Source organism: Comamonas humi (assembly GCF_054782535.1).
The window spans coordinates 102,738-128,303 of the sequence record NZ_BAAGSH010000002.1 but is presented as its reverse complement, the minus strand read 5'-3'; the positions used below and the strand labels follow the sequence as shown (position 1 = coordinate 128,303).

The 25,566-nt window shown below is 69.0% G+C and carries 25 protein-coding genes; 12 read left to right on the top strand and 13 right to left on the bottom strand.

Going from position 1 to position 25,566, the window contains the following annotated elements:
• The first annotated feature begins 86 nt into the window (after positions 1 to 86).
• A complete protein-coding gene (gene glmS / locus ACYVKR_RS00995; RefSeq protein WP_460478841.1) occupies positions 87 to 1,976 on the top strand; it encodes a glutamine--fructose-6-phosphate aminotransferase in 1,890 nt (629 codons plus the stop codon).
• A gap of 701 nt (positions 1,977 to 2,677) precedes the next feature.
• Here glmS and ACYVKR_RS00990 read toward each other — a convergent pair.
• Genes ACYVKR_RS00990 through ACYVKR_RS00980 form a run of 3 tightly spaced genes read right to left on the bottom strand, consistent with a single transcriptional unit; the run spans position 2,678 to position 4,618 of the window.
• Entirely contained in the window at positions 2,678 to 2,992 is a 315-nt protein-coding gene (locus tag ACYVKR_RS00990) for a DMT family transporter (RefSeq protein WP_460478840.1), read from the bottom strand.
• A gap of 29 nt (positions 2,993 to 3,021) precedes the next feature.
• Positions 3,022 to 3,945, bottom strand: coding sequence for a DMT family transporter (locus tag ACYVKR_RS00985; RefSeq protein WP_460478839.1), 924 nt, complete (start codon positions 3,943 to 3,945; stop codon positions 3,022 to 3,024).
• Positions 3,946 to 3,988: 43 nt separating this feature from the next.
• Positions 3,989 to 4,618 (bottom strand): glutathione S-transferase family protein, encoded by a 630-nt coding sequence (locus ACYVKR_RS00980; RefSeq protein ID WP_460478838.1) that lies wholly within the window; start codon positions 4,616 to 4,618, stop codon positions 3,989 to 3,991.
• Between the two features lie 101 nt (positions 4,619 to 4,719).
• Between ACYVKR_RS00980 and ACYVKR_RS00975 the strand changes: the two genes are divergently transcribed.
• Complete coding sequence (locus tag ACYVKR_RS00975) at positions 4,720 to 5,640, top strand: LysR family transcriptional regulator (protein ID WP_460478837.1); 921 nt, start codon at positions 4,720 to 4,722, stop codon at positions 5,638 to 5,640.
• 51 nt (positions 5,641 to 5,691) lie between these two features.
• Here the strand turns inward: ACYVKR_RS00975 and sorU are convergent, their stop codons facing one another.
• The 8 genes from sorU to ACYVKR_RS00935 form a co-directional block, all read right to left on the bottom strand.
• The gene (gene sorU, locus ACYVKR_RS00970) at positions 5,692 to 6,027 is read right to left on the bottom strand and encodes a c-type cytochrome (protein ID WP_460478836.1); all 336 of its coding nucleotides are present in this window, start codon (positions 6,025 to 6,027) and stop codon (positions 5,692 to 5,694) included.
• A gap of 27 nt (positions 6,028 to 6,054) precedes the next feature.
• Positions 6,055 to 7,281, bottom strand: coding sequence for a sulfite oxidase (sorT, locus tag ACYVKR_RS00965; RefSeq protein ID WP_460478835.1), 1,227 nt, complete (start codon positions 7,279 to 7,281; stop codon positions 6,055 to 6,057).
• A 38-nt stretch (positions 7,282 to 7,319) separates the two neighbouring features.
• Positions 7,320 to 7,916 carry a hypothetical protein gene (locus ACYVKR_RS00960; RefSeq protein ID WP_460478834.1) on the bottom strand — a complete coding sequence of 199 codons (597 nt, stop codon included), beginning with the start codon at positions 7,914 to 7,916 and terminating at the stop codon, positions 7,320 to 7,322.
• Positions 7,913 to 8,452 carry an RNA polymerase sigma factor gene (locus tag ACYVKR_RS00955; protein WP_460478833.1) on the bottom strand — a complete coding sequence of 180 codons (540 nt, stop codon included), beginning with the start codon at positions 8,450 to 8,452 and terminating at the stop codon, positions 7,913 to 7,915. The genes ACYVKR_RS00960 and ACYVKR_RS00955 overlap by 4 nt, the downstream gene beginning before the upstream one ends.
• 87 nt (positions 8,453 to 8,539) lie before the next feature.
• A complete protein-coding gene (locus tag ACYVKR_RS00950) occupies positions 8,540 to 9,652 on the bottom strand; it encodes a DegT/DnrJ/EryC1/StrS family aminotransferase (RefSeq protein WP_460478832.1) in 1,113 nt (370 codons plus the stop codon).
• Positions 9,649 to 10,491, bottom strand: a complete 843-nt coding sequence (locus tag ACYVKR_RS00945; RefSeq protein ID WP_460478831.1) for a Gfo/Idh/MocA family protein — start codon at positions 10,489 to 10,491, stop codon at positions 9,649 to 9,651. The genes ACYVKR_RS00950 and ACYVKR_RS00945 overlap by 4 nt, the downstream gene beginning before the upstream one ends.
• Before the next feature lie 12 nt (positions 10,492 to 10,503).
• Positions 10,504 to 11,274, bottom strand: a complete 771-nt coding sequence (locus ACYVKR_RS00940) for a hypothetical protein (protein WP_460478830.1) — start codon at positions 11,272 to 11,274, stop codon at positions 10,504 to 10,506.
• Between the two features lie 18 nt (positions 11,275 to 11,292).
• Positions 11,293 to 12,546, bottom strand: a complete 1,254-nt coding sequence (locus tag ACYVKR_RS00935) for a glycosyltransferase (protein WP_460478829.1) — start codon at positions 12,544 to 12,546, stop codon at positions 11,293 to 11,295.
• Positions 12,547 to 12,772: 226 nt separating this feature from the next.
• On the opposite strand from ACYVKR_RS00935, the gene ACYVKR_RS00930 reads away from it, so the two are divergent.
• The 8 genes from ACYVKR_RS00930 to ACYVKR_RS00895 all read left to right on the top strand — a co-directional run bounded on the left by ACYVKR_RS00930 (position 12,773) and on the right by ACYVKR_RS00895 (position 21,587).
• The gene (locus ACYVKR_RS00930) at positions 12,773 to 13,687 is read left to right on the top strand and encodes a LysR family transcriptional regulator (protein WP_460478828.1); all 915 of its coding nucleotides are present in this window, start codon (positions 12,773 to 12,775) and stop codon (positions 13,685 to 13,687) included.
• Between the two features lie 180 nt (positions 13,688 to 13,867).
• A complete protein-coding gene (locus ACYVKR_RS00925; RefSeq protein WP_460478827.1) occupies positions 13,868 to 14,863 on the top strand; it encodes a tripartite tricarboxylate transporter substrate binding protein in 996 nt (331 codons plus the stop codon).
• 6 nt (positions 14,864 to 14,869) lie between these two features.
• Positions 14,870 to 15,277, top strand: a complete 408-nt coding sequence (locus tag ACYVKR_RS00920; protein ID WP_460478826.1) for a Zn-ribbon domain-containing OB-fold protein — start codon at positions 14,870 to 14,872, stop codon at positions 15,275 to 15,277.
• Positions 15,274 to 16,431, top strand: a complete 1,158-nt coding sequence (locus ACYVKR_RS00915; RefSeq protein ID WP_460478825.1) for a thiolase — start codon at positions 15,274 to 15,276, stop codon at positions 16,429 to 16,431. Before ACYVKR_RS00920 ends, ACYVKR_RS00915 begins: the two co-directional genes overlap by 4 nt.
• A 117-nt stretch (positions 16,432 to 16,548) precedes the next feature.
• A complete protein-coding gene (locus ACYVKR_RS00910; RefSeq protein WP_460478824.1) occupies positions 16,549 to 18,639 on the top strand; it encodes a fatty acid beta-oxidation multifunctional protein in 2,091 nt (696 codons plus the stop codon).
• Positions 18,639 to 19,799 carry a CaiB/BaiF CoA transferase family protein gene (locus ACYVKR_RS00905; protein WP_460479118.1) on the top strand — a complete coding sequence of 387 codons (1,161 nt, stop codon included), beginning with the start codon at positions 18,639 to 18,641 and terminating at the stop codon, positions 19,797 to 19,799. Before ACYVKR_RS00910 ends, ACYVKR_RS00905 begins: the two co-directional genes overlap by 1 nt.
• Positions 19,800 to 19,809: 10 nt before the next feature.
• A complete protein-coding gene (locus ACYVKR_RS00900; protein ID WP_460478823.1) occupies positions 19,810 to 20,790 on the top strand; it encodes a Bug family tripartite tricarboxylate transporter substrate binding protein in 981 nt (326 codons plus the stop codon).
• Positions 20,791 to 20,813: 23 nt separating this feature from the next.
• Positions 20,814 to 21,587 carry a Clp protease/crotonase-like domain-containing protein gene (locus tag ACYVKR_RS00895; protein ID WP_460478822.1) on the top strand — a complete coding sequence of 258 codons (774 nt, stop codon included), beginning with the start codon at positions 20,814 to 20,816 and terminating at the stop codon, positions 21,585 to 21,587.
• Positions 21,588 to 21,594: 7 nt separating this feature from the next.
• Here ACYVKR_RS00895 and ACYVKR_RS00890 read toward each other — a convergent pair whose 3' ends face one another.
• Together ACYVKR_RS00890 and ACYVKR_RS00885 are read right to left on the bottom strand one after the other, a co-directional pair.
• Positions 21,595 to 22,524 (bottom strand): NAD(P)-dependent oxidoreductase, encoded by a 930-nt coding sequence (locus ACYVKR_RS00890; protein ID WP_460478821.1) that lies wholly within the window; start codon positions 22,522 to 22,524, stop codon positions 21,595 to 21,597.
• Between the two features lie 44 nt (positions 22,525 to 22,568).
• Positions 22,569 to 23,600 (bottom strand): LacI family DNA-binding transcriptional regulator, encoded by a 1,032-nt coding sequence (locus tag ACYVKR_RS00885; protein ID WP_460478820.1) that lies wholly within the window; start codon positions 23,598 to 23,600, stop codon positions 22,569 to 22,571.
• A gap of 253 nt (positions 23,601 to 23,853) precedes the next feature.
• Between ACYVKR_RS00885 and ACYVKR_RS00880 the strand changes: the two genes are divergently transcribed.
• Together ACYVKR_RS00880 and ACYVKR_RS00875 are read left to right on the top strand one after the other, a co-directional pair.
• Entirely contained in the window at positions 23,854 to 24,741 is an 888-nt protein-coding gene (locus ACYVKR_RS00880) for an ABC transporter permease (protein ID WP_460478819.1), read from the top strand.
• A gap of 5 nt (positions 24,742 to 24,746) precedes the next feature.
• On the top strand, positions 24,747 to 25,556 hold the full coding sequence (locus tag ACYVKR_RS00875) for an ABC transporter permease (RefSeq protein ID WP_460478818.1): 810 nt from the start codon (positions 24,747 to 24,749) through the stop codon (positions 25,554 to 25,556).
• Positions 25,557 to 25,566 lie beyond the last annotated feature (10 nt).

Sequence of the window (25,566 nt, the reverse complement as noted above, 5' to 3'; positions counted from 1 at the left end):
AATCAAAGTTCATATCTTTTAAGAAAACAAACAGAAATTCCGCCGCTGTTTTTCTACACTGGCGCATCGTTTTCAAGGAGCAGGCTATGTGTGGCATTGTTGGCGCGGTCTCCACGCGCGATATCGTTCCGGTTTTGGTGCAGGGTCTGCAGCGGCTGGAATACCGGGGCTATGACTCGTGCGGCGTGGCCGTGCACGAGGCCAGCCTCGATGGCGGACTGGGCGGCGGCCTGCGCCGCGCCCGCAGCACGGCCCGCGTGGCCGAGCTGCAGGAGCAGGTGCGCCAGGACCACCTGCGCGGTGCCACCGGCATCGCCCACACCCGCTGGGCCACGCACGGCGCGCCGGTGGTGGGCAACGCCCACCCGCACTTCAGCGCCGGCACCGGCGTGTCGGACACCCAGGCCACCGGCCGCGTGGCCCTGGTGCACAACGGCATCATCGAGAACCACGAGGCGCTGCGCGCGCAGCTGCAGGCCAAGGGTTACGAGTTTCTCAGCCAGACCGACACCGAGGTCATCGCCCACCTGATCGACAGCCTCTACAACGGCGACCTGTTCGAGGCCGTGCAGGCCGCGCTCGGCCAGCTGCACGGCGCCTATGCGATCGCCGTGGTGCACAAGGACGAGCCCCACCGCGTGGTGGGCGCGCGCGCCGGCTCGCCGCTGATCCTGGGCGTGGGCAAGAACGAGAACTTCCTTGCCAGCGACGCGATGGCGCTGGCCGGCGTGACCGACCAGATCGTCTATTTGGCCGAGGGCGACCTGGTCGACCTGCAGATCGGCCGCTACTGGATCGTCGACGCCGCCGGCAAGACGCTGACCGAGGCCGAGCGCCCCGTGCGCACCGTGCAGGCGCACTCGGGCGCGGTGGAGCTGGGCCCGTACCGCCACTACATGCAGAAGGAAATCTTCGAGCAGCCCCGCGCCATCGCCGAGACGCTGGAGGGCGTGCAGGCCGTGGTGCCCGAGCTGTTCAACGGTGCCGACGGCACGGCCGCGTGGCGCGTGTTCGAGCAGATCGACAACGTGCTCATCCTGGCCTGCGGCACCAGCTACTACAGCGGCTGCACCGCCAAGTACTGGCTGGAAGGCATCGCCGGCATCCCCACCCAGGTGGAAGTGGCCAGCGAGTACCGCTACCGCAAGAGCGTGCCCAACCCGCGCACGCTGATCGTCACCATCAGCCAGTCCGGCGAGACGGCCGACACCCTGGCTGCGCTGCGCCACGCACAGGGCCTGGGCATGGAGCACACGCTGACCATCTGCAACGTGGCCACCAGCGCCATGGTGCGCGAGTGCAAGCTGAGCTACATCACCCGCGCCGGCGTCGAGATCGGCGTGGCATCGACCAAGGCCTTCACCACGCAGCTGGCGGCGCTGTTCCTGCTGACGCTGGCGCTGGGCCAGAGCAAAGGCCGGGTCAGCGAGGCGCAGGCGCACGACTACCTGGAGCAAATGCGCCACCTGCCCGCCGCGCTGCAGGCCGTGCTGGCGCTGGAGCCGCAGCTCATCAGCTGGGCCGAGGCCTTTGCGCAGAAGGAGAACGCGCTCTTCCTGGGCCGCGGCACGCACTACCCGATTGCGCTGGAAGGCGCGCTCAAGCTCAAGGAAATTAGCTACATCCACGCCGAGGCCTACCCCGCCGGCGAGCTCAAGCACGGCCCGCTGGCCCTGGTGACCAGCAGCATGCCGGTGGTGACCGTGGCGCCGAACGACGAACTGCTCGAAAAGCTCAAGAGCAACATGCAGGAAGTGCGCGCGCGCGGCGGCGTGCTCTACGTGCTGGCCGACGAGGACACCCGCATCGAGAGCAGCGAAGGCATGCACGTCATCCGCCTGAACGGCAAGTACGGCGACCTCTCGCCCATCCTGCACGTGGTGCCGCTGCAGCTGCTGGCCTACCACACGGCCGTGGCGCGGGGGACGGATGTGGACAAACCCAGAAACCTCGCCAAGAGCGTGACGGTCGAGTGACCGTTGCGCTCTGGGCCAGCGCATAGCGCTGGCGCCGAAGGCGCGAGGTTTCGGGGTTTGCGGTGGAGGCTCATGTCGGCGCGCCGACGTGAAGCTGCGCAAGCAGCGGGCCGGAGCCACAAACCGCGCAATCTGGCCAAGAGCGTGACGGTCGAGTGACCGTTACGCTCTTGGGGCGGCAGGGCCGCCGCGCGGAGCGCCCAGATTGGGCGGTTTGGACGCCGCTCACTTCGCGTAGCGAAGTTATGCGGCGGCACAAACCCAGAAACCTTGCCAAGAGCGTGACGGCCGAATAGGCCGTCCCACTCCTGAGGCGGCATGGCCGCCGCTTTCCCCATAAGAAAAGCGCTCCACTGTGAGCGCTTTTTTCATGCAAGCAATGATGGTCTCGTATCGACCGGTTGAATCCACCTGTGGTGCCGGAGCGTGCCAGCCGAGGCCCTCAAAATCACTGCGGCACACCGCCTCAGTCTTGGCTACTGTTCTCCGGCGGCACTGGAGGCGCCACATTGGGCGGAGATTCCTCAGGCGCTGCAGCCTTCCGCTGCGCCTTCTCGGCCTTCTTTTTCTTCTTCTCTTGCTCGCGTTGGCGCTTTTCGAATTGGTAGTTTGGTTTTTGCACTGGACGATTCCTTTCGGGGTTGGCCGCTCACGATACTCTATGCACAGCTGCCCCAAACTGGTCCGGGCACATTTCGCGCCTACCCCTGCAGCTTCAACCCGATGATCCCCGCAAAGATCAGGCCGATGCACAGCAGCCGCAGCGGCGCCGCGCTTTCCTGGAAGACGACGATGCCGACGACCGTGACACCGATGGCACCGATGCCGGTCCAGATCGCGTAGGCCGTGCCGATGGGCAGGCTGCGCAGGGCGGCCGTGAGCAGCGCGATGCTGGTAACGGCGGCGCCCAGCCCCAGCAGCGCGGGAACCGGCCGGGTCCAGCCGGCGGCGGCCTTGAGGGCGAAGGCCATGCCGATTTCGACCAGGCCGGCGGCGAGCAAGAGGATCCAGTCCATGGGAGTCTCCTTGGGATGCGAGAGTGTGTTCAGAGCAGCTTGATGACGGCCACGCCGGCAAGCAGCAGCGCCACGCCGAGCAGCCGCAGCGGCGAAACCTCGCGCCGGGGCAGCCGGAACCAGCCATGCCGGTCGACGAACACGGATGCCACCTGCTGGCCGGCCACTGTCAGCCCCACGGCTGCCGAGGCGCCGATGACCGGGATCGCGGTGAATACGGTGGTGACGTAGATCGCCCCGGCAAAGCCGCCCAGCCAGCCCCACCACGGCATGGCGGGCAGAGATCGCAGTGTGGGCGCGGGTGTGCGCAGGAACAGGGCCGAGAACAACAGCACGCCCGCCATGGCCAGCGTGGCGACGAGGAAGCTCACGGCGCCGACGGCGAAGGGCGCGCCGAGGTCGTTGCGCAGCAGGCCGTTGACCACGCCCTGCACCGGCAGCACCGCGCCGCCCAGCAGGGCCAGCACAATCCAGCCGGCCTTGCCCGGGATGGGCTGCGATGCCTGGCCGGATTGCCCCTTCACCATGAGCGCGGCGCCCGCCAGGATCGCCAGCATGCCGATGGCGAGCGGCGCATCGATGGCGCGCGGCGCACCGCCGGCCAGGCCGGCCACGTCGAGCGCGAACGAGGCCAGCATCTGGCCGGCGATGAAGAGGCCGACCGATACCACCGCGCCAAGGCGCGGGAACAGCAGGATCGTCGAGACGACATAGAACGCGCTGGCCACGCCGCCGATGGCGTGCCACCACGGCACCTCGGGCAGGGCGGCGAGCGTGGTCAGCGTGCCGGTGAAAAGGACGAGCACCAGCAGCGCCAGCGTGCCGACCGAGAGCTGCAGCGTGGTTGCGGCGAAGGGGCTGCCGGTGGCCTTGGAGAGTTGCGCATTGGCGCCTGCCTGCACGGCGAGCAGGCCGCCCGCGATGAGCGAGGCGGGGATCAGCAGGGATTCCATGGTGGTGATTCCTCGGGGAAATGGGAGGGTGTGGGTTTCGGGTTCAGGCGGCCTGCGCCTGCAGCAGCGCCAGGCCGCGCTGCACGGCGGGCCGCTCGCCGATCTTGTGCAGCCAGGCCTGCACATGCGGCCAGTCCGCGATATCCAGCCCCAGCTCTTCCCCGGTCCGCAGCCAGGGGAACATGGCGATGTCGGCGATCGAGTAGGCGTCGCCGGCGATATAGGGCGAGGTGGCCAGGCGCTGCTCGACGACGCCATAGAGGCGCTTGGCCTCGTTCGTGTAGCGCTCCAGCGCCTGCTCGTTGCGGGTGCTCGTGCCATGGCGGAACCACCAGAGCTGGCCGAGCATGGGCCCGATGCTGGAGGTCTGCAGGAAGAGCCACTGCAGGGTCTCGCTGCGCCGGGCCGGATCGCGCGACAGCAGGCGGCCGGCCTGGTCGGCCAGGTGGATCAGGATGGCGCAGGACTCGAACACCACCTGGGTGCTTCCGTCATCGCGGCGATCGACGATGACGGGAATCTTGTGGTTGGGGCTCAGCGCAACGAAATCGGGGTGGTGCTGCTCACCCCGGCCGAGATCGACGGGTACGACTTCGTGCGGCATGCCCAGCTCTTGCAAGGCGATGGCGACCTTGTGCCCGTTCGGGGTGTTGGCGGTGTGGAAAACGATCATGGAAGGCTCCTGGTGGGGTCGTTGGAATGGCGATGGAGCCGAATGTAGGCTATGCTTCCTTGCAGGAAAATTCCCAATAATCGCATTTGAGGTATGCAGAAATGCAGAGCACGGACTGGGATGATCTGCGTGTGTTTCTGGCCGTGGCGCGCGAGGGCGCGCTGTCGGCCGCGGCGCGCGCGCTGGGGGTGAATCATTCGACGGTGCTGCGCCGGCTGGGCGCGCTGGAGGCACGCATGGACGTGCGCCTGTTCGACCGACTGCCCACCGGCTACGCGATGACGCTGGCCGGCGAGTCGCTGCGCGATCGGCTGCGGGGCGTGGAGGAGCAGATCGACGCCGCGCAGCGCCAGCTCTCGGGGCTGGACCTGCGCCTGTCCGGCACCGTCCGCATCACGACGACGGACACCTTGCTCATTGGTCTGCTCGGGCCCCTGCTGGCGGAGTTCCGCGCGCTGCATCCGGGCATCCAGCTGCAGCTGGTGGTCAACAACAGCTTTCTCAGCCTGAACAAGCGCGAGGCCGACGTGGCCATCCGCCCGAGCAATGCGCCGCCGGACTACCTGATCGGCCGCCGGGCGGGGCGGATACAGACGGCCATCTATGCATCAAAGGCCTACCTGAAGGCCCATGCCCGGAGCAAGGCGCTGGCCGAGCATGACTGGGTGGCGCCGGACGAAGGCCTGTCGCACCTGGCCCAGGCCCAGTGGCTGCGGGCCCACATTCCCGCCGACCGCATCGCGGCCCAGGTGGACAGCCTGAGCGGCATGGCGCAGCTCGTGCGGGCGGGCGTGGGCATGGGTCTGCTGCTGTGCATGCTGGCGGAGCGGCACAAGGAGCTGGTGCAGGTCGAGCCGCCGTCCGAGGCACTGGACACCCAGGTCTGGGTGCTGACCCACCCCGACCTGAAGGACGTGGCCCGCATCAAGGCCTTCACCGATTTCATCCATGCCCGGCTGGCAGCGCACGAGATGGTGCTGGACATGCCGCGCCGGGCGGCGCGAGGATGGCAAAAAGCATAGCGGCCAGCGCTTGATACACAAGCGATGGCCGCCAATTTGATGCTGAAAGCCTTATTTGCCCTTGCTGACCTTGCTGACGTACAGCGCGAGCGCGTCGATGTCGGCGGCGCTCAGGCTGGCCTTGAAGGAGGGCATGCTGCCGATGCCGTCGCGCAGCGCGCGGGCCACGCGGGCGGCATCGGGCTGCAGCTCGTCGAGCACGGGGCCGATGGTGCCTTCGGTGCCGGCGTCCTTGAGGGTGTGGCAGACCGCGCAGGCCGGGGTGGCCGTGGTGAAGAGTTGCTTGCCGCGCGCCATCTGCGCGGCCTCGTCGGCGTGCGCGGCAGTCGTGGTCAGGGCCGCGAGGGCCGAGAAGGCCAGCGCGCCGAGGGTGTGGATATGCTTCATGTCTATCGTGGGTGAATGGATGTCGGGTCAGGCGATGGTGACGGTCACGGCGTGGTCGGCCCAGCTGGTGTTGTTGTAGCCGCTCTGGTTCTCGCCGCGGGTTTCGGGCTGCACGTTGCCCTGGGCGTCGGTGGCGCGGCTGGCCAGCACGTGGGTGCCCTTGGGCAGCGTAGCCTGCAGCGCGAACTGGCGCCAGGCGTACTTGCCCATGTCCGGGCCCACCAGGCGCGCCGGGCGCCAGGTCTTGCCGCCGTCGATGGAGACTTCCACGCCCTTGATGGCGTTCATGCCGCCGAAGGCCACGCCGTGGATCTGCACGGTGCCGGCGGCGGCGCCGTCTTCGGGCAGCGGGCTGTTGATCCAGGACTTGACGCTCATCTCCTGCACCGAGGGCTGGCTCGGGTCGCCCTTGCCGCCCGGGGGCGTGATGCGGTAGCCGTGCGACATGATGTGCGCGTCGCTCTCCTTGGCGGTGAAGGCCAGCTGCTTGATGTACTTGATGTTGTTCACGCCGGTATAGCCGGGCACGATCAGGCGCAGCGGGCCGCCGTGGGCCAGCGGGATGGGTTCGCCGTTCATCTCCCAGGCCAGCAGCGCGTCCTGCATGGCCGAGACGGGCACCGAGCGCTCCACGATCACGCTCTTGGGGTCGATGCCGGCCGGCAGCACCTCGCCGCCGGTGCCGGTCATGTAGGGCAGGCCGTCGACCAGGCCGCCCAGGGCCTGCACCACGTCGCGCACGGGCACGCCGCTCCAGGTCACGCAGCCGGCGGCGCCCACCGTCCAGGCGGTGCCGCTGGGCTTGCTGGGGAAGAAGCCGCGGCCGTTGCCCGAGCACTGCAGCACCATGGTCACGGTCTCCAGGCCCAGGGCCTTCAGCTCGCGCAGGCTCAGGGCCTTGGGCTGCTTGACGCCCGCGACCTCGATCTGCCAGGCATCGCGGTCGGCCACGATGGTGGCGGCCGGCGTGGGCAGGTTGTTGCGCACGTAGAGCTGGTTGGTGGGCGTGACCACGCTGGTGCCGAAGGCGCTGCGCTTGGTCTCGATAGTGGTGCTGCTGTGCACGATGACGGCATCGGCGTTCTTCCAGCTCGCATAGCCGGGCAGGGGCTTGACGGCAGGCGCTGCCGGCGCGGCGGGGGCCTGCGCCAGGGCCGGGCCGTGCAGGCCGGCGAGGCCGGCGGCGGCGAGCGCGCTGGCGCTGCCCGCCAGCAGGCGGCGGCGGGGCAGGGAGGTGGGGGCGGTGCGTTGCATGGTCTCTCCTTGTTGTGGATGGGGATCGGAAACGGGTGTCAGGACGCAGGTGCGGCCGGGGCATCGGCCTGGCCCAGCGCGCGCGACGCGACGGACAGGGCCTGCTTCTTCTGCGCGATCAGCACCAGCGGGCGGCCTTCGCGCGAGCGCACGACCTTCCAGTAGGTATTGGCCCACCAGCCCTCGCCGTCGGGGATCTGCTGCAGCCGCTCGAAGGACAGCACGGTGACGATGCCGCCCTTCTCGAAGAAGGTGGTCAGGTGGTAGGCGCGCAGGCCGTCGATGTCGCAGGGGCGCATCAGCTGGGTGTAGCCGGGCAGCGCCTGCTCGGCCGGCAGGTCGAGGCGGTGCGCGATCTCGGCGGCGGGCATGAAGCTGCCGCGCAGCGTGCGCTCGTAGTATTCGTGCTCGATGGCCGAGCGCACCAGCTCGGGCGGGCGCATGGCGAAGACGGCGCCGGCCACCGTGCTGCCCACCAGCAGGCCGGCCAGCGCGCGCTGCAGGTTGCGCCGCGCATACCAGGGCGTATGGCGCAGCAGGTGCGCCGGCGGCTGGCCCGGCTCGAACGCCAGGGCCAGCTCGGCGCGGGCGCGCAGGTCGAATTCCGTCTCGTCGGGGCGGTCGTTGCAATTCATGGGGTACGCTTTCGCAGCGGGATGACACTGGAGGCGGCGCCTGCCGCAGGGGCCGTGGGGCGGCCGGGCTCCAGCGCGGCCTTCAGGGCGTCGCGGGCGCGCGCCAGGCGCGACAGCACCGTGCCGGGCGCGATGTCCAGCGCCTCGGCCATCTGGGCCGTGGGCATGTCGTCAAAGTAGTACAGCACCAGCACCTCGCGGTGGATGGGGGCGATGCGGCTCAGGGCCTTGACCACGTCGAGCTGCACATCCAGCGCCTGGTGGCGGTCGTCGGTGGGCTCCTGTGCTTCGCCGTCGGTGGCGGCGGCCGGTTCCATATTGCGGAAGGCATGGCGCCGCATGATCTGGAACAGCCAGGCCCGCGCCATGGCCGGGTCGCGCAGCTGGTTGCGGAAACGCCAAGCGCTGGTGAAGCAGTCCTGCACCACATCCTCGGCAATCGCCCGCGAGCCGGTCAGGGCCCAGGCGCTGCGCAGCAGAAAGCGGTAGTGCTCGTGCACCCACTGGTTGTAGCGCGACTCGGCGGAAGAGATCATGTTGTTCATGAGCGCGCGGGCCGCGCTTTCATTCCATCATTGGGCAAAAAATTTTGCACCAGGCGGTTTGCCGCTGGGGCAGGGGTGTCAGCCCAGGCGCACGGCGGCCCATCGGACGGCCTCGACGACGCTGCCGATCTCGTCCGGCGCCATGCCCGGGTAGATGGGCAGCGCCAGCGCCTGCTGCGCGTGCCGCTCCGCATGCGGCAGGTGGGCGGCCCCGAACCGATCGAGGCAGGCGGGCTGCAGGTGGATGGGGCGCTCATAGTAGATGCGCGTATCCACGCCCTGTTGGCGCAGCAGCTGCTGCAGCAGGTCGCGCTGGGGGCATCTGAGCACGAAGTAGTTCCAGGCGTGCCCGGGGCGGTCGTGGGGCAGGGTGATGGCGGGCAGGTCGGCCAGGTGCTCCAGATAGCGCCGGGCAATGGCCTGGCGCTGGGCCAGCCAGCCGTCCATTCGGGCCAGGCCTTGCAGCAGCACGGTGGCCTGCAGCTCGTCCATGCGGCTGTTCAGGCCCGCCTCCGCATGCAGCGGGGCGCGCAGCCCGTGGTTGCGCAGGGACAAGGCCCGCTCGATGAAATGCGGATGCGGGCTGGCCAGCGCGCCGGCATCCCCGGCCGCCCCCAGCGTCTTGGTGGGGTAGAAGCTCAGGGTGCCGATATCGCCCATGCTGCCGGCCGGCAACCACTCGGTGCCAGAGAGGGCGCTGGCGCCCAGGGCCTGGGCGGTGTCTTCGACCAAGGGAATGCCTTCGGCGCGGCAGTACCGGGCGATGGCCGGTATTGCGCTGGCATCGCCGAACAGGGGGACGGCCAGCACGGCGCGCGTGCGGGGCGTGGCGCAAGCGGCCATCTCCGCTTCGGTGCAGAGGAAATCATCCGCCTGCGAGTCCGCCGGCACCGGCCTGGCCCCGGCCCGGACCACGGCCTCGTAGCAGGCAAAGAAGGTGAAGCTGGGCAGGATGACTTCATCACCGGGCTGCAGGTCGAGCATCTGCAGCGCGAGCACCAGCGCATCCGTGCCGGAGTTGAGGCCGACCACGGGCCGGTGGTTCAGCCGGTGCGAAAACGCCTGTTCGAACGCGCGCACCTGCGGCCCCAGGATGTACTGGCCGGACTGCAGCACCCGTACCAGCTCCGGGCCCAGGCCGGCGGCGGCCGCCGGGTCCTGCCAGGGGCTGCGGAAGAACGGCACCCTCATAGCCGTGCCGCAATGGCGATGGCGCGGCGCGCCGCCATGGCGCCCTCCCAGGCGCTGGCGATGGGCGAGGGCTGGCCGTCGAGCTGCTGGCGGAAGGCGGTGTACTGGCGTGTGAGCGGGTCGTCCTGCCCTGGCTCCAGGTGGTGGCACAGCGACAGCGTGTGCAGCGCATCGCCGTGGCGCCACAGCAGGCTGGCGGCCGAGAGGGGCGCCCCGTGGCGGGCGCACAGCTTCAGCGGGGTGGCGCCGATAACGAGCTCGGCGGTCACGCCGTGGCAGTGCTGCCGCACGTCGACGATCTCGAAGGCCGCCGGCGCCGGGGCGGCTAGCAGGTGCGAGGCCAGGTCGAGGTCGTGCACCATCAGGTCCAGCACCACGCAGTCCGCCCGGGCGGGCAGGCGCGAGCGGCGCTCGAACTCGATGCGGTCGGGCGCGCCTTCGCGCCAGGGCGCCGAGGCCAGCGCATGGTTGAAGCGTTCGATGTGCCCCGTGTACAGGCGGCGGCCGGTGGCCTGCGCGGCCTCCAGCATGGCGTCTATGGCGCGATCCGAGGTGGCGAACGGCTTTTCGACCAGCACGTCGATGCCCAGGCGCATCAAGGCGATGGCAATCTCGGCGTGGGTCTCGGAAGGCGTGATGACGGTGGCTGCTTCGATGCCGGCGGGCAGTTCCTGCAGGCTGGCCACTGAGTCGAAGCCATCGACCTGGGCCGCCAGCCGGGCCTGCGGATCGGGCTCCACGATGCAGCAGACCTCGAACGCCGGGTGCAGGCGCGCGCGCCTGGCGTGCACCCGGCCGAAGCGGCCGTACCCAACGATGGCGAGGCGGGTCTTGCTCACGTGCCCGTGCCGTCAATGCGGCCCTGTGAAAGATGCCACCAGCTGCCTCAGGTGTTCCGCGCGGATCACATGCTGGTAGACGCCGGCGGCGTACCGTTCCTCGCCGACCTGCTCGAAATAAGGCACGGTGGCGGGCGCCCGCTGGTCTTCGTAGGGGGTGCGGGTGGCGCCGTACAGGCATTCCATGCCGAACGACTCGGCGCCGTAGGTGTCCAGCATGGTCTGCAGTTCCTGCTCCAGCACCGGACTGCAGCGATGGGCATAGCTGTGCATCAGCGCCAGCTTCTGCCCGAGCTCGGACGCCGACAGCTCCACCGTGACCTTGGCCTGCGCGGTGCGGGCCGGATCGCACGGGTGGCCGATCAGCGGGATTTCCAGGTTTGGCACCGCACGCCCCTCTTGCTCCAGGCGCTGCGCGAGGCAGTTGGCCAGCACCCGGCACAGGTCGTGGGTGGGGTTGTAGCCTTCGGCTTCGTCCGCCACCAGCATGTCGAAGGGCTCCTGCCGGGCTGCCTGGACCAAGGCCTCCAGCCAGGCGGCAAAGGGCGACGGGCCTGCGCCCAGCAGGGCCTGGTACACCTGCGAGTCGGCCACCGGCTGGAGCCAGTCGGTGCGCACCCGCACCCCGATGGGTTCGAGCAGCGCGCGCGTGTCGTCCAGGCGGGGCTGGTGGATGGAGCCGTCGCCGTGGGTCAGCACCACGACATGGGGCTTCACGCGCCGCACCCATTCGTAGATGCGCAGCTCGTGTCCGGGGTGGGCGATGAGGAGAAGCGGCTTCATGGAAGTGTCCTGCAGGTTTCAGGCGCCCAGGCGGGCCGCGATCCAGCGCAGCGGCGCGGTCACGCGCCAGGAGCGGCTGGCGTGCAGGTCCCGGACCTGCTGCTCCAGTGCGGCAATCCGGGCCTGGGTGGCGGCGAGTTCGTTCGAAGGCTGTGCCGGGGACGCATCCGGGATGGGACTGGCGGGTGGCTCGCGGAGCCGCGCCTCCAGGGCCGCGATGCGCTCCTGTAGCACGCTGATCTGCATGGCGGTCTGCGTCACGCCCATGGGCATCAGGTCGTCCGCCATGTGGCGAGCGAACTCGCGGATTTCCTGCTGCGGGCCGACCGGCCCGCGCGCCGGCTCCTCGCGCAGCACCCGCAGCGCAATGCCCTCGATGGCCTGCGTGGTGGCGGCCAGCGAGACATGGGTGCGCACATAGGTGCTGACGGCTGCGGCGTCCTCGGCCCGGTAGCTGGTCATGGCTTGGGCGACGGCCGCTTCGTCGAGCGGCGTCTGCAGCAGCCGCCGGCCGAAGTTCCAGCGGTGCCACTCGCGCACATTGCCGGCCGTGACCATGCCCGCGATGCCCATGCCTTCGTTGAAAAGCACGACCGCGCAGCCGACCGCCATGGCTTCCATCGCGCAGCGCGCCTTGGCGAACACCAGGTCGTACTGGCCCAGCAGCAGCTCGGGGGATTTGGCCTGGCTGCCCACGCCGGCGCCGATCACATCCAGCGCCAGGCCCGCCGCCAGGCAGGCGCGGCGGATCGTGGCCGTGTCCTGGTGTTCGGTGGAATAGTTGCTGAAGATGGCGGCGCGCTGCGGCCTGGCCGGCAGCGGCGCGCGTGGGGCAAAGCGCTCCAGCTCCACGCCGTTCGAGACGATCTCGATGGCGGAGCGGGGAATGCCATGCTCCAGGCTCAGCCGCTCGGCGCAGTTTTCGTCGACGGCAATGTGCTGCCGCACCCGGGTGAAAAGCGGCGGCCGCCCGTGGGGATTGGTCCGGTCGTGGCAGATGGAGACCACCGGCACGCCCGGGAAGTGCGCCAGGCAGGCCACCGTGTCGTCCCGCGTGTTGCCGAGGATCAGGTCCGGCGCCTCGGCGATGCTGGGCAGCCCGGTCACGCAGGCGATGCAGCGCGCGCGCAGTTCATCCACCATGTCGCCCATGATGGGCGCATAGACCACCACGGTGTGGCCGCGCCGGTGCAGGGCGAGCGCGAGGTCGCGCACGAATAGCTCCGCGCCGCTGCGGTATTGCACGCTGCAGATGGCAATCAGGATTCTCATGATGCGGCGGTGGAAAGAGGTGGATGCGGTGCGGTGGGCCGGTGAAACGCACGATGGCATCCCTCGTTCGCTCGGCGCCCAGTATAGGTGCAATGTAAAAAATTGTGATTGGGAAAATCTCTGGCCGTGGACGAAGGCGTGCAAGGCATGCATCCACCGGGCTGCCGATGCGTGTCGCCGGCTGCGCAGGGGGTATCCGGCAAAAGGCGTAGCATCGCGCCCTACCATGCGCTACGAACTGTCGGACCTCCGCCTCTTCCTGGAAATTGCCCAGGCCGGCAGCCTCACGGCTGGCGCGTCGGCCGTGTTCATCACGCCGTCGGCGGCCAGCTACCGGCTCAAGAACCTGGAGCAGGCGCTGGGCACGCTGCTGTTCGACCGCAACCCGCGCGGCATGGAGCTGACGCCGGCCGGCGAAGCCGTGCTGGCCCATGTGCGCGAACTGTTCGAGGGCATTGCGCGCATGCAAGGCGATGTCAGCCGCTTCATCTCGGGCGTCAAGGGCCATGTGCGGCTGGTGGCCAACAGCAGCTCGCTCAATGGCTTCGTCACGCCCACGCTGGGGCGCTTCCTGGTGGCCTACCCAGGCATCGATGCCGACATCGAGGAGCGGCAGAGCGAGGACATTCCCGCCGCGGTGCTGGCGCGCGAGGCCGACGTGGGCATCTTCGCCGGCCCGTCGGACGTGCAGGGCCTGGCGGTGCAGCCCTACGCGGTGGACCGGCTGGTCATCGTTGCACCGCAGGGCCATGTGCTGGCTTCGCAGGCGTCGATACGCCTGGGGGCGGCGCTGGACTTCGACTTCGTCTGCATGGCGCGCAGCAGCAGCAACTACCTCTTCCTGCGCGACACGGCGCAGAAATATGGCCGCAGCGTGCGCGCGCGCCTGCATGCGCACAACTTCGAGGCCGTGCTGTCGCTGGTGGCCTCGGGCGTGGGCATCGCGCTGGTGCCGGCCAGCGTGCTGGGCCACCACGCCCAGTCCGTCCAGCTGGCGGTCATCCACCTGGATGAGCCCTGGGCGCTGCGCGAGCTCAGCCTGGCGGTGCGGCAGGATGCGCGTTTTCCCGGCTTCATCACCGAGTTCGTGAACTTCCTGCTCGAAGACCCGCAGGTGGCGGTGACGCGCAACCCGGGCTGAAACGGCCCGGCCTGACGCGACCCGGCCTGACGCGGCGCGGCCTCCCTCCTTTCCAAATCCTCAAACGCAGCGTTCGAATCTTTCGGATGGTGCGGCTGCGCATGGCTTCCTACACTGCCTGCGGACCGCATCGCCAGCCTGGATGCGGCCGGAATCGACGACAACACAAGGAGACAGGACATGGCCGTGGTGCTGCAGGGCAGGATTCGTTTCATCGTTGGTACGGCGGTGCTGGGGCTGCTCGCCGCCGCGCCGCCGCTGGCGGTAGCGCAGGCGCCGGCCTGGCCGGCCAAGCCGGTGACCGTGGTGGTGGCCTTTCCGCCGGGCGGCATGACGGACATCGTCAGCCGTGCGCTGGCCAAGGAGCTCTCCGAGCGGCTCAAGCAGCCGTTCATCATCGAGAACCGGCCCGGCGTGGCCGGCCAGGTGGGCACGGAATACGTCGCCAAGCAGCATGCTGACGGCTACACCCTGCTGGTGGGCGCCACCGGCTACGTGATCGCGCCGGCGATGAAGAAGGTGGGCTACGACCCGCTCAAGAGCCTGGTGCCGGTGGCCGTGCTGGCCAAGGCGCCCAACCTCATCGTGGTGAACCCCAGCGTGCCGGCCAAGACCATTCCTGAATTCCTGAACTGGGCCAAGGCCCAGCCCAGCGTGCCCTTCGGCACCGCGGGCGCGGCCGGCTCCACCCACCTGGGCGGCGAGTGGTTGCGCAAGCTCACGGGCTACCACTTCACCCACGTGCCCTACAAGGGCGCGGCGCCGGCCACGAACGACGCGGTGGCGGGCCAGATCCCCATGGCCGTGCAGGACTCGATGAGCGTGTCCGCCTTCATCTCGTCGGGCCGCCTGCGGCCCATCGCCAACATGGCGGCCGAGCGCAGCAAGCTGTTCCCCGAGCTGCCGACGCTGCAGGAATCGGGCTTCAAGGGCTTCGACGTCTACACCTGGCTGGGCCTGTATGCGCCCGCCGGCACGCCGGCGCCGGTGCTGGCGCAGCTGAACCGCGAGATCAACCAGGTCATGAACGCGCCCGAGATGGTGGAGCGCCTGCGCCTGCAGTACAGCGAGCCGCTGGGCGTGATGGACCTGGCGCAGACGCGCAGCTTCGTCGCGGCCGAGGTGGACAAATGGAAGCGCGTGGTCGCAGAGACCGGCGTGAGCGCAGAGGAGTGAAGCACGATGACGGTAATTGACGGCGGTGCGCCGCAATCGGTGGCGGCTGAGGCCTGCGACCAGCGCTACTTCGGCGCGCTGGCCGAGGGGCGCTTTGAAATCCCGCGCTGCAAGGGCTGTGGCAAATTCCACTTCTACCCGCGCGTGCTGTGCCCGCACTGCGGCTCGCAGGATCTGGCGTGGCAGGCACCTTCGGGCCGGGGCGTGGTGTATTCCGTGACCATCGTGCGCAAGGGGGGTGATGACTACACCGTGGTGCTGGTCGACCTGGACGAAGGCCCGCGGCTGATGAGCCGCGTGGTCGGCCTGCCGGTGGAGCAGGTGCGCATCGGCATGGCCGTGCAGGCGCGCATAGACACCGTCGACGATGCGCCTTTGCTCGTCTTCACCGCAGCAGCAGGAGCAGCAGCATGAGCACACGGGGTTCTATCGCCATCCTGGGCACGGGCCTGGCCGGCATGGGCCATGCCGGCGGCGCCAGCGAGCAGGAGATCATCGCGCAGGCGGCCAGTCTGGCGATCGCGCGCAGCGGCCTCGCCAAGCGCGACATCGACGGCATCATCACCTCCAGCCTGACCTCGCCCTGGTGGGTGATGCGCATGGCCGAGTACCTGGGCATACGCCCGAAATTCTCCGACAGCACCATGTTCGGCGGCTCGGCCTTCATCGCCGACCTGAAGATCGCGCAGATGGCCATCGATGCCGGCGAGTGCGAGAACGTGCTGATCTGCTACGGCGCCACGCCGCGCAGCGCGCCCAGCAGCTCCAAGATCAACCAGATGCGCGCCGAGCTCGACCCGCAGCCCTACGAGCATCCGTACAAGGCCTTCAACCCGGTGTCGAGCTATGCGCTGGCCGCCGCGCGCCACATGTACCAGTACGGCACCACGCGTCGGCAGCTAGCCGAGGTGGCCGTGGCGGCGCGCCAGTGGGCGCAACTCAATCCCGATGCGTTCTCGAAAAAGCCGCTGACGGTGGACGACGTGGTCAACGCCAAGATGATCTCCGACCCCTTCACCGCGCTGGATTGCTGCCTGGTGACGGACGGCGCCGGCGCCATCGTCGTCACCTCGGCCCAGCGCGCCAAGGCGCTGCACGCCAAGCCCATCTATGTGCTGGGCAGCGGCTTTGCGCACTGGCACCGGCAGATCTCGTGCATGGAGGACCTGACCGTCACGCCCGCCGTGGACTCGGGCCGCAAGGCCTTTGCGCAGGCAGGGCTGACGCCGGCCGACATCGACGTGGTCGAGCTGTACGACGCCTTCACCATCAACCCCATCCTGTTCCTCGAAGACCTGGGCTTTTGCAAGAAGGGTGAGGGCGGGGCCTTCATCGAGGGCGGGCGCATCGCGCCGGGCGGCGACTTCGCCATGAACACCAACGGCGGCGGCCTGTCGTGCATCCACCCGGGCATGTACAGCATCTTCCTCATCATCGAGGCGGTGACCCAGCTGCGCGCCGAGGCCCAGGCCGCGCGCCAGGTGGCCGGCGCCGAGGTGGCGCTGGTGCATGGCAACGGCGGCGTGCTGTCCAGCGAGGCCACGGCCATCCTGGCCTCGTCGCTATAAGCAAAAAAGAGAGCTGCTCGCGCTTGGTATGCAAGCATTTCAAAGGGTTTTGAATTTGAAATGTCCATCCATAAAGCGCCGGCAGCTATCAATTCCATAGTTTCTGATTCCTGATCCATGACTAACGCAAGCCCTTCCACCGCCCTGACCGACACCGTGCTCTACGAGGAGCGCGGCGGCGTGGCGCTGATCACGCTAGCCAACCCGCCCGTCAACGGCCTGGGCGACACGGTGCGCCGCGGCCTGGCCGAGGGCATGGCGCGCGCCGCGGCCAGCGCGGCGGTGCGCGCCGTGGTGCTGCAGGGCTCCGGCAAGGTGTTCTGCGGCGGCGCCGACATCCGCCAGTTCAATACCCCGGCCGCCACCGCGCAGCCCATGCTGCGCGCGGTGAACCGCACCATAGAGACCTCTGCCAAGCCGGTGGTCGCCTGCATCCACTGCGTGGCGCTGGGTGGCGGGCTGGAGCTGGCGCTGGCCTGCCATTACCGCATCGCCGATGCGGCCGCGCAGCTGGGCCTGCCCGAGGTCAACCTCGGCCTGGTGCCCGGCGGTGGCGGAACGCAGCGCCTGCCGCGCCTGATCGGCGCGCCGGCGGCGCTGAAGCTCATCACCTCGGGCAAGCCGGTGGATGCCCGCAAGGCTCTGGCGCTGGGCCTGGTCGATGCCGTGATCGATGGCGAGCGCGAAGCCGCCGCCATCGCCTTTGCCTTGGAGCAGGTCGGCAAGGCGCACCCGGTGCTGGCCGCCCGGCCGCCTGCCGCCATGAGCACGGCGGAGATCGACACCCAGCGCCAGGCGCTGAACCCCAAGGCGCGCAACGCCATCGCGCAGCGCACCGCGGTGGACTGCGTGCAGGCCGCGACCGAGCTGGAGTTCGAGGCCGGGCTGGACCGCGAGCGCGCGCTGTTCGACGGCCTGGTCGCCGGCCAGCCGTCGAAGGCGCTGCGCCACCTGTTCTTTGCCGAGAAGGAAGCGGCCAAGTTCTCCGCCACCACGGCGCGCGCCATCCGCAGCGTCGCCATCCTGGGCGCGGGCACCATGGGCGGTGGCATCGCCATGGCCTTTGCCAACGCCGGCTACGGCGTGGTGCTGTGCGAGCGCGAGCAGGCCGCGCTCGACCGCGGCCTGGCCCTGGTGCGGCGCAACTACGAGATCTCGGCCGCCAAGGGCGTGCTGTCGGCCGCCGAGGTCGAGGCGCGCCTAGCGCGCATCCAGCCCACGCTGGACCTGGCGGCCTTTGCCGACGCCGACCTGGTGATCGAGGCCGTGTTCGAGGACATGGAGGTCAAGCGCGCCGTGTTCGCGCAGCTCGACCGCATCTGCAAGCCCGGCGCCATCCTGGCCACCAACACCTCGCGCCTGAACATCGACGAGATCGCCGCCGTCACCCAGCGCCCGCAGGACGTGATCGGCCTGCACTTCTTCAGCCCGGCCCATGTGATGAAGCTGCTCGAGGTGGTGCGCGGCGCGCGCACTTCGGACGAAGTCATCGCCGGCTGCATGCGCATGGCGGCGGCCATCGGCAAGATCCCGGTGCTGGTCGGCGTGTGCGAGGGCTTCGTCGGCAACCGCATGCTCACCGGCTACTGGCGCGAGGCCGGCTTTCTGCTGGAAGAGGGCGCCACGCCCGCGCAGATCGACGCGGCCATGACCGGCTTCGGCTTTGCCATGGGGCCGCTGGCCATGGCCGACCTGGCCGGCATGGACATCAACTGGGCCACGCGCAAGCGCCTGGCGCCCATGCGGCCGCAGCACCTGCGCTACTCGCAGGTGGCCGACCGCATCTGCGAGCAGGGCCGCTTCGGCCAGAAGACCGGCGCGGGCTACTACCGCTACGAGGCGGGCAGCCGCACGCCGATTCCCGACCCGGTGGTGGACGGCATCATCGCCGACTGCGCGCGCGAGGCCGGCATCACGCGGCGCGCCATCAGCGATGAGGAGATCGCCGAGCGCTGCGTGCTGGCGCTGGTCAACGAGGGTGCGCGCATCGTCGACGAAGGCATCGCGCAGCGCGCCTCCGACGTGGACGTGGTCTATGTCAACGGCTACGGCTTTCCGGCCTGGCGCGGCGGGCCCATGTTCCATGCCCGGTCGCTGGGCTGGAAGCAGGTGCTGGAGAAACTGCAGGCCCTGCACGCGCAGCACGGCGACCACTGGGTGCCCGCGCCCTGGATCGTGCAGCAGGCGCAAGCGTCGGAGGAGGCATGATGCTGGCGAGCGCATTGGAAGGGCTGCGCGTGGTCGACCTGTCGCGTATCCTGGCGGGGCCGTGGTGCACCCAGAACCTGGCCGACCTGGGCGCCCAGGTGCTCAAGGTCGAGCGCCCCATGCAGGGCGACGACACCCGCGGCTGGGGCCCGCCGTTCGTGCAGGCGCCCGGCGGCGAGAAGGTGGCCGCGTATTTCCTGTCGTGCAACCGCGGCAAGCATTCGGTCACGGCCGACTTTGCCAACGAGGCTGACCGTCAGTGGCTGCTGCGCCAGATCGCCGATGCCGACGTGCTGGTGGAGAACTACAAGGTGGGCACGCTGGCCAAGTATGGGCTCGACTACGCCGCGCTGGCGGCGCTCAACCCTCGGCTGATCTACCTGTCGGTCACCGGCTTCGGCCAGAGCGGGCCCTTTGCCCACAAGCCGGGCTATGACTACATCTTCCAGGGCATGGGCGGGCTGATGAGCTACACCGGCGTCGAGGACGGCGAGCCCGGCGCGGGCCCGCTGCGCACCGGCGTGGCGGTGGTCGACCTGATGACCGGCATGTACGCCACCAGCGCCGTGCTGGCCGCGCTGGTGCAGCGCGGGCGCACCGGTAAAGGCCAGCACCTCGACATCGCGCTGCTCGACGTGGCCGTGGCGATGAACGCCAACCAGGCTGCGAACTACTTGGTCTCGGGCGAGAGCCCGCGGCGCATAGGCAACACGCACCCGAACCTGGCGCCCTACGAGGTCTTCGCCTGCGAGGACGGCTACATCATCCTCGCCATCGGCAACGACACGCAGTTCGCCGCCTTCTGCGGCCTGGTGCAGGCCGACTGGCACCGGTCGGCCGATTTCGCCACCAACGCCGGGCGGCTGACGAACATCCGCCAGCTGCGCCCGCTGCTGCGCGCCAAGCTCGCGGCCTGGCAGGTGCGGCCACTGGGCCAGGCGCTGGATGCCCACGGCATCTCGTGGGGCAGCATCAACGACCTGGAGCAGGTCTTCGCCCACCCGCAGGTGCAGCACCGCCAGATGCTGCAGACCGTGCAGCACCCCGAGCTGGGCGAGCTGAAGCTGGTGCGCAACCCCATGGTGGCGCCCGGCGCCGAAAGCACCCACAGCACCGGCACCGCGCCGCCGCTGCTCGGCCCCGCCGCCATTCCATCCTAGGAGACTACCGATGCCTTGTGCCAAACCCCTGCTGTCGCTGGCGCTGAGCCTGGCAGCCTTTGCGACACCTTCGCTGGCCCCGGCGGCCGGCTACCCCGAGCGCCCGGTGCGCCTGGTCGTGCCCTATGCCGTGGGCGGCGCCACCGACGTGATCGCCCGCGTCACGGCGCGCTACCTTGGCGAGGCGCTGGGCCAGTCCGTCATCGTCGAGAACCGGCCCGGCGCCGGCGGCAGCACCGGCTCGCAGTACGCGGCCAAGCAGCCGGCGGACGGCTACACGCTGGTGATGATGGTGGAAAGCTCGCACGCGGTGAACCCCAACGTCTACGCCAAGCCGGCCTACGACCCGGTCAAGGAATTCACGCCCATCACCAACATCGCCAACGTGCCCGGCGTGATGGTGGTGAGCCCGAACTCGCCCTACCGCACGGCGCAAGACGTGATCGAGGCCGCGCGCCAGTCGCCGGGCAAGCTCAACTACGGCTCGTCCGGCAACGGCGGCCTGAGCCACCTGAGCGGCGCGCTGTTCGGCAGCACCACCGGCACGCGCATCACCCACGTGCCCTACAAGGGCCTGGGCCCGGCACTCAACGACCTGATGGCCCGGCAGATCGACGTGGTGTTCGACAACATGCCTTCGTCGGGCGCCCTGATCGCCGGCCAGCAGCTGCGGGCGCTGGCGGTGTCCAGCCCCAGGCGCCTGCCGCAGCTGCCGAATGTGCCCACCTATGCCGAGGTGGGGCTCAAGCCGATGAACGACATGTCCTGGTACGGCCTGGGCGCGCCGGCGCAGCTCGATGCGGCGGTGCTGGGCAAGCTCAGCGACGCGATGAAGAAGACGCTGCAGAATCCCGAACTGGTCAAGACCATAGAGCAGCAGGGCGCGGTCGTCGACTTCCAGACGCCGCAGCAGTTCGGCGCCACCGTGGCGCGCTCCAACCAGGCCTGGGCCAGGCTCATCCAGGACATCGGCTTCGAGAAGCTGAACTGAAACCACACCACCGGAAACCGAACATGTACACCCAGATCACCTACCCCACCCCCACCACCGCCGTGCTCACCATCACCGGCGCCGGCGTGCTCAACGTGCTGAGCACGCCAGTGATCCACGCGCTCACGGCGCAGATCGGCGAGCTGGCCGAGAACCAGGGCCTGCACTGCCTGGTGCTGCGCGGCTCGGGCTCGCGCGCCTTTGTGGCCGGCGCCGACATCAAGGAACTGGCCGCGCTCACCGCGTCCACCGGCCGCGTGTTCATCAGCGCGCTGCGCGACCTGTGCAATGCCGTGCGGCACTTTCCCGTGCCGGTCATCGTGCGGCTTGAAGGCCACACGCTGGGCGGCGGCCTGGAGCTGGCCATGGCCGGCGACCTGCGCATCGCGGCCGACAACGCCGTGGTCGGCATGCCCGAGGTCAAGGTCGGCATCCCCTCGGTGATCCACGCGGCGATGATGCCCGCGCAGATCGGCACCACCCGCTCTGCCTGGCTGCTGCTGACCGGCGAGAACATCCCCGCGACGCAGGCCCAGCAGTGGGGGCTGATCAACGAGTGCGTGCCGCAGGAACGGCTCGACGCGCGCATCATGGAAGTGGCCGCGGGCCTGGCCGAGATCGGCCCCGTGGTGCTGCGCCAGCAAAAGCGTTTGCTGCGCCGCTGGGAGGGCATGGCGCTGGACGCCGCCGTCGGCGACAGCGTGGCCGAGTTCGGCGAAGCCTTCAAGACCGGCGAGCCCCAGCACCACATGAACGCCTTCCTGCAGCGCAAGCAGGCGGCTGCCGACAAGCGCTGATCCGCGGCTAGCCGTTGGCGGCGGCAGGCGGCGCGTGGTGCGGCACGCGCGCCAGGTCTTCCAGCAGCAGCAAAAGCGCGGTGCAGTCCTGCTCCTGCCGCCCCCAGGACTTGGCCAGCGCGAACATCTCGCGCGCATAGCCGCCCAGGCCCAGCGGGGCACCGATGGACGCGGCCAGGTTCATCGCCAGGTTGATGTCCTTGAAGCCCATGCGGATGGGAAAGTCCGGCGTGATGTCGCCGGCCAGCACCTTCCGGGGATAGTTGGTGAGCAGCTGTCCGCGGCCGGCCACGGTGTTGGACAGCACCTTGACGACGGTGCTGCGCTCCAGCCCCAGCTTGGCCGCGAACATCAATGCCTCGCCGGTGAGCACCATGGTCACCATGGACATGTAGTTGTTCACCAGCTTGAGCCGGATGGCCGAGCCCACGGGGCCGATGTGGATGATCTCGTTGGCCATGGCCTCGAAGATGGGCTGTGCCTCGGCGGCGTCTTCCGGGCTGCCGCCCACCATGATGAGCGCCTTGCCTTGCGCGGCCTCCTGCGGGGTGCGGCCCACGGGCGCATCCAGGAAGCGCAGGCCGCGGCTGGCGAGTTCCTGCGCCAGCTCGTCGACGGCCGCGGGGTCGCCCGTGCTCATGTCGAACACCATGTGGCCCGGCGCCAGCGCCTGTGCTGCGCCGTCGGGGCCCAGCAGCGCCTCATGCACATGCGCCGAGGTGGGCAGCATGGTGATGACGACCTCGCAGCCATGGGCCGCTTCCGCCGGCGAGCCCGCCCGGCGGAAATCGACCCCGGCGAGCCGCTCGTAGGCCGCGGGCGACACGTCGTAGCCCGCTACGTCGTACCCATGTGCGACAAGGTTGCGCAGCATGGCGTTGCCCATGACGCCCAGGCCCAGAAAACAGATGCGGGGTCGGTGGTCCGTGTGAGTCAAGGTCGGTCTCCTTCGGTTGGTAGGGCGGGTAGGGCGCGCGCCGGTCAGCATGCGACGGGAGGCGCCGTGGTGTCGCGGACGATCAGTTCTAGGTCGATGCAGATGCTCTCCACGGGCGTGTCGGCATCCGCGGCCAGCAGCATGCGTGCGGCGCGCTGGCCGAGTTCGAAGGCCGGCACGTTCATGGTGGTGATGCCGGGGCGGCAGTGGGCGGCCATCTCGATGTTGTCGAAGCCGGTGATCGACATCTGCTCGGGCACCTTGAGGTTCTGCCACAGGCATTCCTGCAGCGCGCCGTAGGCGAGGATGTCGTTGCCGCACATGACGGCCGTGGGCGGCTCGGGCAGCTTGAGCAGGGCTGCCATGGCGCGCCGGGCCTCGGGCACGGTGTAGGGGCGCTCGAAGACGTACTGCGGCGGCAGCTCCAGCCCGCGCTGGTGGAGTGCCCGGGTGAAGCCCAGCAGGCGGTCGGCGGCGCGGTCGTTGTGCTGCGCGATGCCGGCGATCACGCCCAGGCGCCGGTGGCCGATGTCCACCAGGTAGTTCGCGATGCGCGCGGCCGTCGCCACGTTGTCCCAGCCCAGGGTGGGGTGGCTGAAGGTATCGTCGAAGTGGCAGGTCGTGACGAAGGGGATGCCCTTGGATTCGAGCAGCTTGTAGATGTCCGGGTTGCCGCTGCGGCCGACCAGCATCATGCCGTCCACGCCGCGCTCCATGAGCGCCCGGACCTCGCTCGCCTCGCGGTCCGGAATGTAGTTGGTGCAGGCCAGCAGCAGCTGGTAGCCCTGGTCGTGGATGGCCTGCTGCATGCCGTCCACCAGCTTGGCGAAGAGTCCGCTGTCCACGGTCGGGATGAGGGCGCCCATGGTCCGGGTCTTGCGCGAAGCCAGCGAGCGCGCGGCGCCGTGGGCCACGTAGCCAGCTTCCGCCAGCAGCGCGAGCGCCTTGGCGCGCAGCTCCGGCCGGACCTGTTCGGGATGGTTCAGCACCCGCGACAGCGTGGCGGACGAAATCCCATGGCGCTGCGCGATGGCCAGCAGGGTGTTGCCCGATGCCGGATCTTTCTTGGATTTCATTTTTCTTGAAAGCGATTTCTGAAATTTGATGAAATGAATATATACCTATTTCAGAGTATTGACAAACACTTAGGGTTTTACCGACGTAGATGAAATTTTTGTTCGGATTAATATTTGTATGCGCTTTCAAAAAGATGAATGGAAAGTGCGAAAGGCCTGGCCCGGTCGGCAAAAGCGGGATGGCCAGGCGCCCCTGGATCTGAGGGGCGCCGCCGGGTGAGCGCAGTTGTCAACTTTCAGGAGGCCATTCCGTATGAGTCAGGTGCAGAGCTCCCATCCCCCTCCATTGCTGCGATCACGCAGCGGAGACCGATCCGGCGGTGCCGCGAAGGCCGCGCCGACGCAGGGCAGGCGGCTCTGCGGCCCGCGCCGGTTCCATGGCTCGGCCCGCTGGAGCGTCAGCGCCGCCTCCGTGCTGGGCCTGCTGCTGGCCTGGTACCTGGTGACGGGCCCCTGGGAGCTGCTGAGCTCCATGCAATTGCCTTCGCCGCAGGATGCCTGGCAGGTGCTGCAGGAGATCGTGCAGGACGGTTATGCCGACGGAACCCTGCAGCAGCACATCCTGTCCAGCTCGGGGCTGGTGCTGTGCGGCTTTGCGATGGCAGTGGCCACGGGGCTGCCGCTGGGTGTGTCCATGGGCCGTAGCCGCCTGGTCGAGGCCTTTGTGAACCCGATCTTCCAGGTCATCCGGCCGATCGCGCCCATCGCGTGGATCCCTTTGACCATCCTGTGGTTCGGCCTGGGCATAAGCGCCAAGGTGTTCGTGATCTGGCTGGCCGCCTTCGCCCCCACCGTGATCAATACCTATACCGGCGTGCGCAACATCGACCCCAACCTGATCCAGGCGGCCCGCGTGAGCGGCGCGAACGCCCGCCAGATGCTGTGGGACGTGGTGCTGCCGGGAGCCCTGCCGTCGATCTTCACGGGCTTGCGCACCTCGCTGCAGGCCTGCTGGATGGTGCTGGTCGCTGCCGAGCTGGTGGGCTCCTTCGTGGGGCTGGGGCATGTGCTGATCATCGCGACCGTCGATCTCAACTCCGGAATGATCCTGGTGGCCATGGCCGCCATCGCGGTGATGGGCATGCTGATGTCGGTGCTGCTGGCCCAGGTCGAACGGAGGGTGATGCCATGGAAGGCGTGAACGTCATGCGAGCAACCAGGGTTCAGGCCAGGGCGAAGGATTGGCCCCGGGTGGCCGAGGTGTGGGTGATGCCCGTGCTCGGCATCCTCACCTTGCTGGGCGGGTGGGCGGCGCTCAGCGCGTCGGGCTGGATCTCGCCGAAATTCCTGCCGGGGCCGATGGCCGTGCTGCAGCGCATGGCGGAGCTGACGCAGGAACCCTATGCGGGCGCGCTGCTGCAGCAGCACCTGCTGGCCAGCCTGGAGAAATTCCTGCTGAGCTTCTCCATCGCCGTGTTGGTTGGCGTGCCGCTGGGGCTGGCCATGGGACGCAGCAAGCGGCTGGAGTGGGTGGTGGCGCCGCTCTTCGAGGCCTTCCGCTTCATTCCGCCGATTGCCTGGGTGCCTTTCGCCATCTTCTGGTTCGGCACCGGCTTCCTGTCGCCGACGCTGGTGATCTTTGCCGGCGCCTTTGCCCCCTGCGTGCTGAACGCCTACCGCGGAGCCCGGCAGATCGAGAAGCACCTGCTGGAAGCCGGGCAGATGCTGGGCGCGGGGCGCTGGCTGACCTTCACCGAGATCCTGCTGCCCGCGGCGTTGACCCACATCGTGGCCGGCATGCGGGTGGGGGCGGGCTTTGGCTGGCAGTCGCTGATCGGCGCCGAGCTGATCGTGGGCTCCACCGGGCTGGGCTACATGATCGTGAAGGGTGGCAGCAATTTGGAACCAACGGTGGTCATGAGCGGAATGATCGCCATCGGGCTTGCTGGAGCTGCCATCGACTGGTGCATGCGCATGCTTCAAGCAAGAACTCTACGCTCTGCAGGAATGAATTGAAGGAGACATC

Excerpts from the sequence above, each read along its gene's own strand:
- glmS (WP_460478841.1), top strand. The coding sequence starts at position 87 with ATGTGTGGCATTGTTGGCGCGGTCTCCACGCGCGATATCGTTCCGGTT.
- ACYVKR_RS00990 (WP_460478840.1), bottom strand. The coding sequence starts at position 2,992 with ATGGACTGGATCCTCTTGCTCGCCGCCGGCCTGGTCGAAATCGGCATG.
- ACYVKR_RS00985 (WP_460478839.1), bottom strand. The coding sequence starts at position 3,945 with ATGGAATCCCTGCTGATCCCCGCCTCGCTCATCGCGGGCGGCCTGCTC.
- ACYVKR_RS00980 (WP_460478838.1), bottom strand. The coding sequence starts at position 4,618 with ATGATCGTTTTCCACACCGCCAACACCCCGAACGGGCACAAGGTCGCC.
- ACYVKR_RS00975 (WP_460478837.1), top strand. The coding sequence starts at position 4,720 with ATGCAGAGCACGGACTGGGATGATCTGCGTGTGTTTCTGGCCGTGGCG.
- sorU (WP_460478836.1), bottom strand. The coding sequence starts at position 6,027 with ATGAAGCATATCCACACCCTCGGCGCGCTGGCCTTCTCGGCCCTCGCG.
- sorT (WP_460478835.1), bottom strand. The coding sequence starts at position 7,281 with ATGCAACGCACCGCCCCCACCTCCCTGCCCCGCCGCCGCCTGCTGGCG.
- ACYVKR_RS00960 (WP_460478834.1), bottom strand. The coding sequence starts at position 7,916 with ATGAATTGCAACGACCGCCCCGACGAGACGGAATTCGACCTGCGCGCC.
- ACYVKR_RS00955 (WP_460478833.1), bottom strand. The coding sequence starts at position 8,452 with ATGATCTCTTCCGCCGAGTCGCGCTACAACCAGTGGGTGCACGAGCAC.
- ACYVKR_RS00950 (WP_460478832.1), bottom strand. The coding sequence starts at position 9,652 with ATGAGGGTGCCGTTCTTCCGCAGCCCCTGGCAGGACCCGGCGGCCGCC.
- ACYVKR_RS00940 (WP_460478830.1), bottom strand. The coding sequence starts at position 11,274 with ATGAAGCCGCTTCTCCTCATCGCCCACCCCGGACACGAGCTGCGCATC.
- ACYVKR_RS00935 (WP_460478829.1), bottom strand. The coding sequence starts at position 12,546 with ATGAGAATCCTGATTGCCATCTGCAGCGTGCAATACCGCAGCGGCGCG.
- ACYVKR_RS00930 (WP_460478828.1), top strand. The coding sequence starts at position 12,773 with ATGCGCTACGAACTGTCGGACCTCCGCCTCTTCCTGGAAATTGCCCAG.
- ACYVKR_RS00925 (WP_460478827.1), top strand. The coding sequence starts at position 13,868 with ATGGCCGTGGTGCTGCAGGGCAGGATTCGTTTCATCGTTGGTACGGCG.
- ACYVKR_RS00920 (WP_460478826.1), top strand. The coding sequence starts at position 14,870 with ATGACGGTAATTGACGGCGGTGCGCCGCAATCGGTGGCGGCTGAGGCC.
- ACYVKR_RS00915 (WP_460478825.1), top strand. The coding sequence starts at position 15,274 with ATGAGCACACGGGGTTCTATCGCCATCCTGGGCACGGGCCTGGCCGGC.
- ACYVKR_RS00910 (WP_460478824.1), top strand. The coding sequence starts at position 16,549 with ATGACTAACGCAAGCCCTTCCACCGCCCTGACCGACACCGTGCTCTAC.
- ACYVKR_RS00905 (WP_460479118.1), top strand. The coding sequence starts at position 18,639 with ATGCTGGCGAGCGCATTGGAAGGGCTGCGCGTGGTCGACCTGTCGCGT.
- ACYVKR_RS00900 (WP_460478823.1), top strand. The coding sequence starts at position 19,810 with ATGCCTTGTGCCAAACCCCTGCTGTCGCTGGCGCTGAGCCTGGCAGCC.
- ACYVKR_RS00895 (WP_460478822.1), top strand. The coding sequence starts at position 20,814 with ATGTACACCCAGATCACCTACCCCACCCCCACCACCGCCGTGCTCACC.
- ACYVKR_RS00885 (WP_460478820.1), bottom strand. The coding sequence starts at position 23,600 with ATGAAATCCAAGAAAGATCCGGCATCGGGCAACACCCTGCTGGCCATC.
- ACYVKR_RS00880 (WP_460478819.1), top strand. The coding sequence starts at position 23,854 with ATGAGTCAGGTGCAGAGCTCCCATCCCCCTCCATTGCTGCGATCACGC.
- ACYVKR_RS00875 (WP_460478818.1), top strand. The coding sequence starts at position 24,747 with ATGCGAGCAACCAGGGTTCAGGCCAGGGCGAAGGATTGGCCCCGGGTG.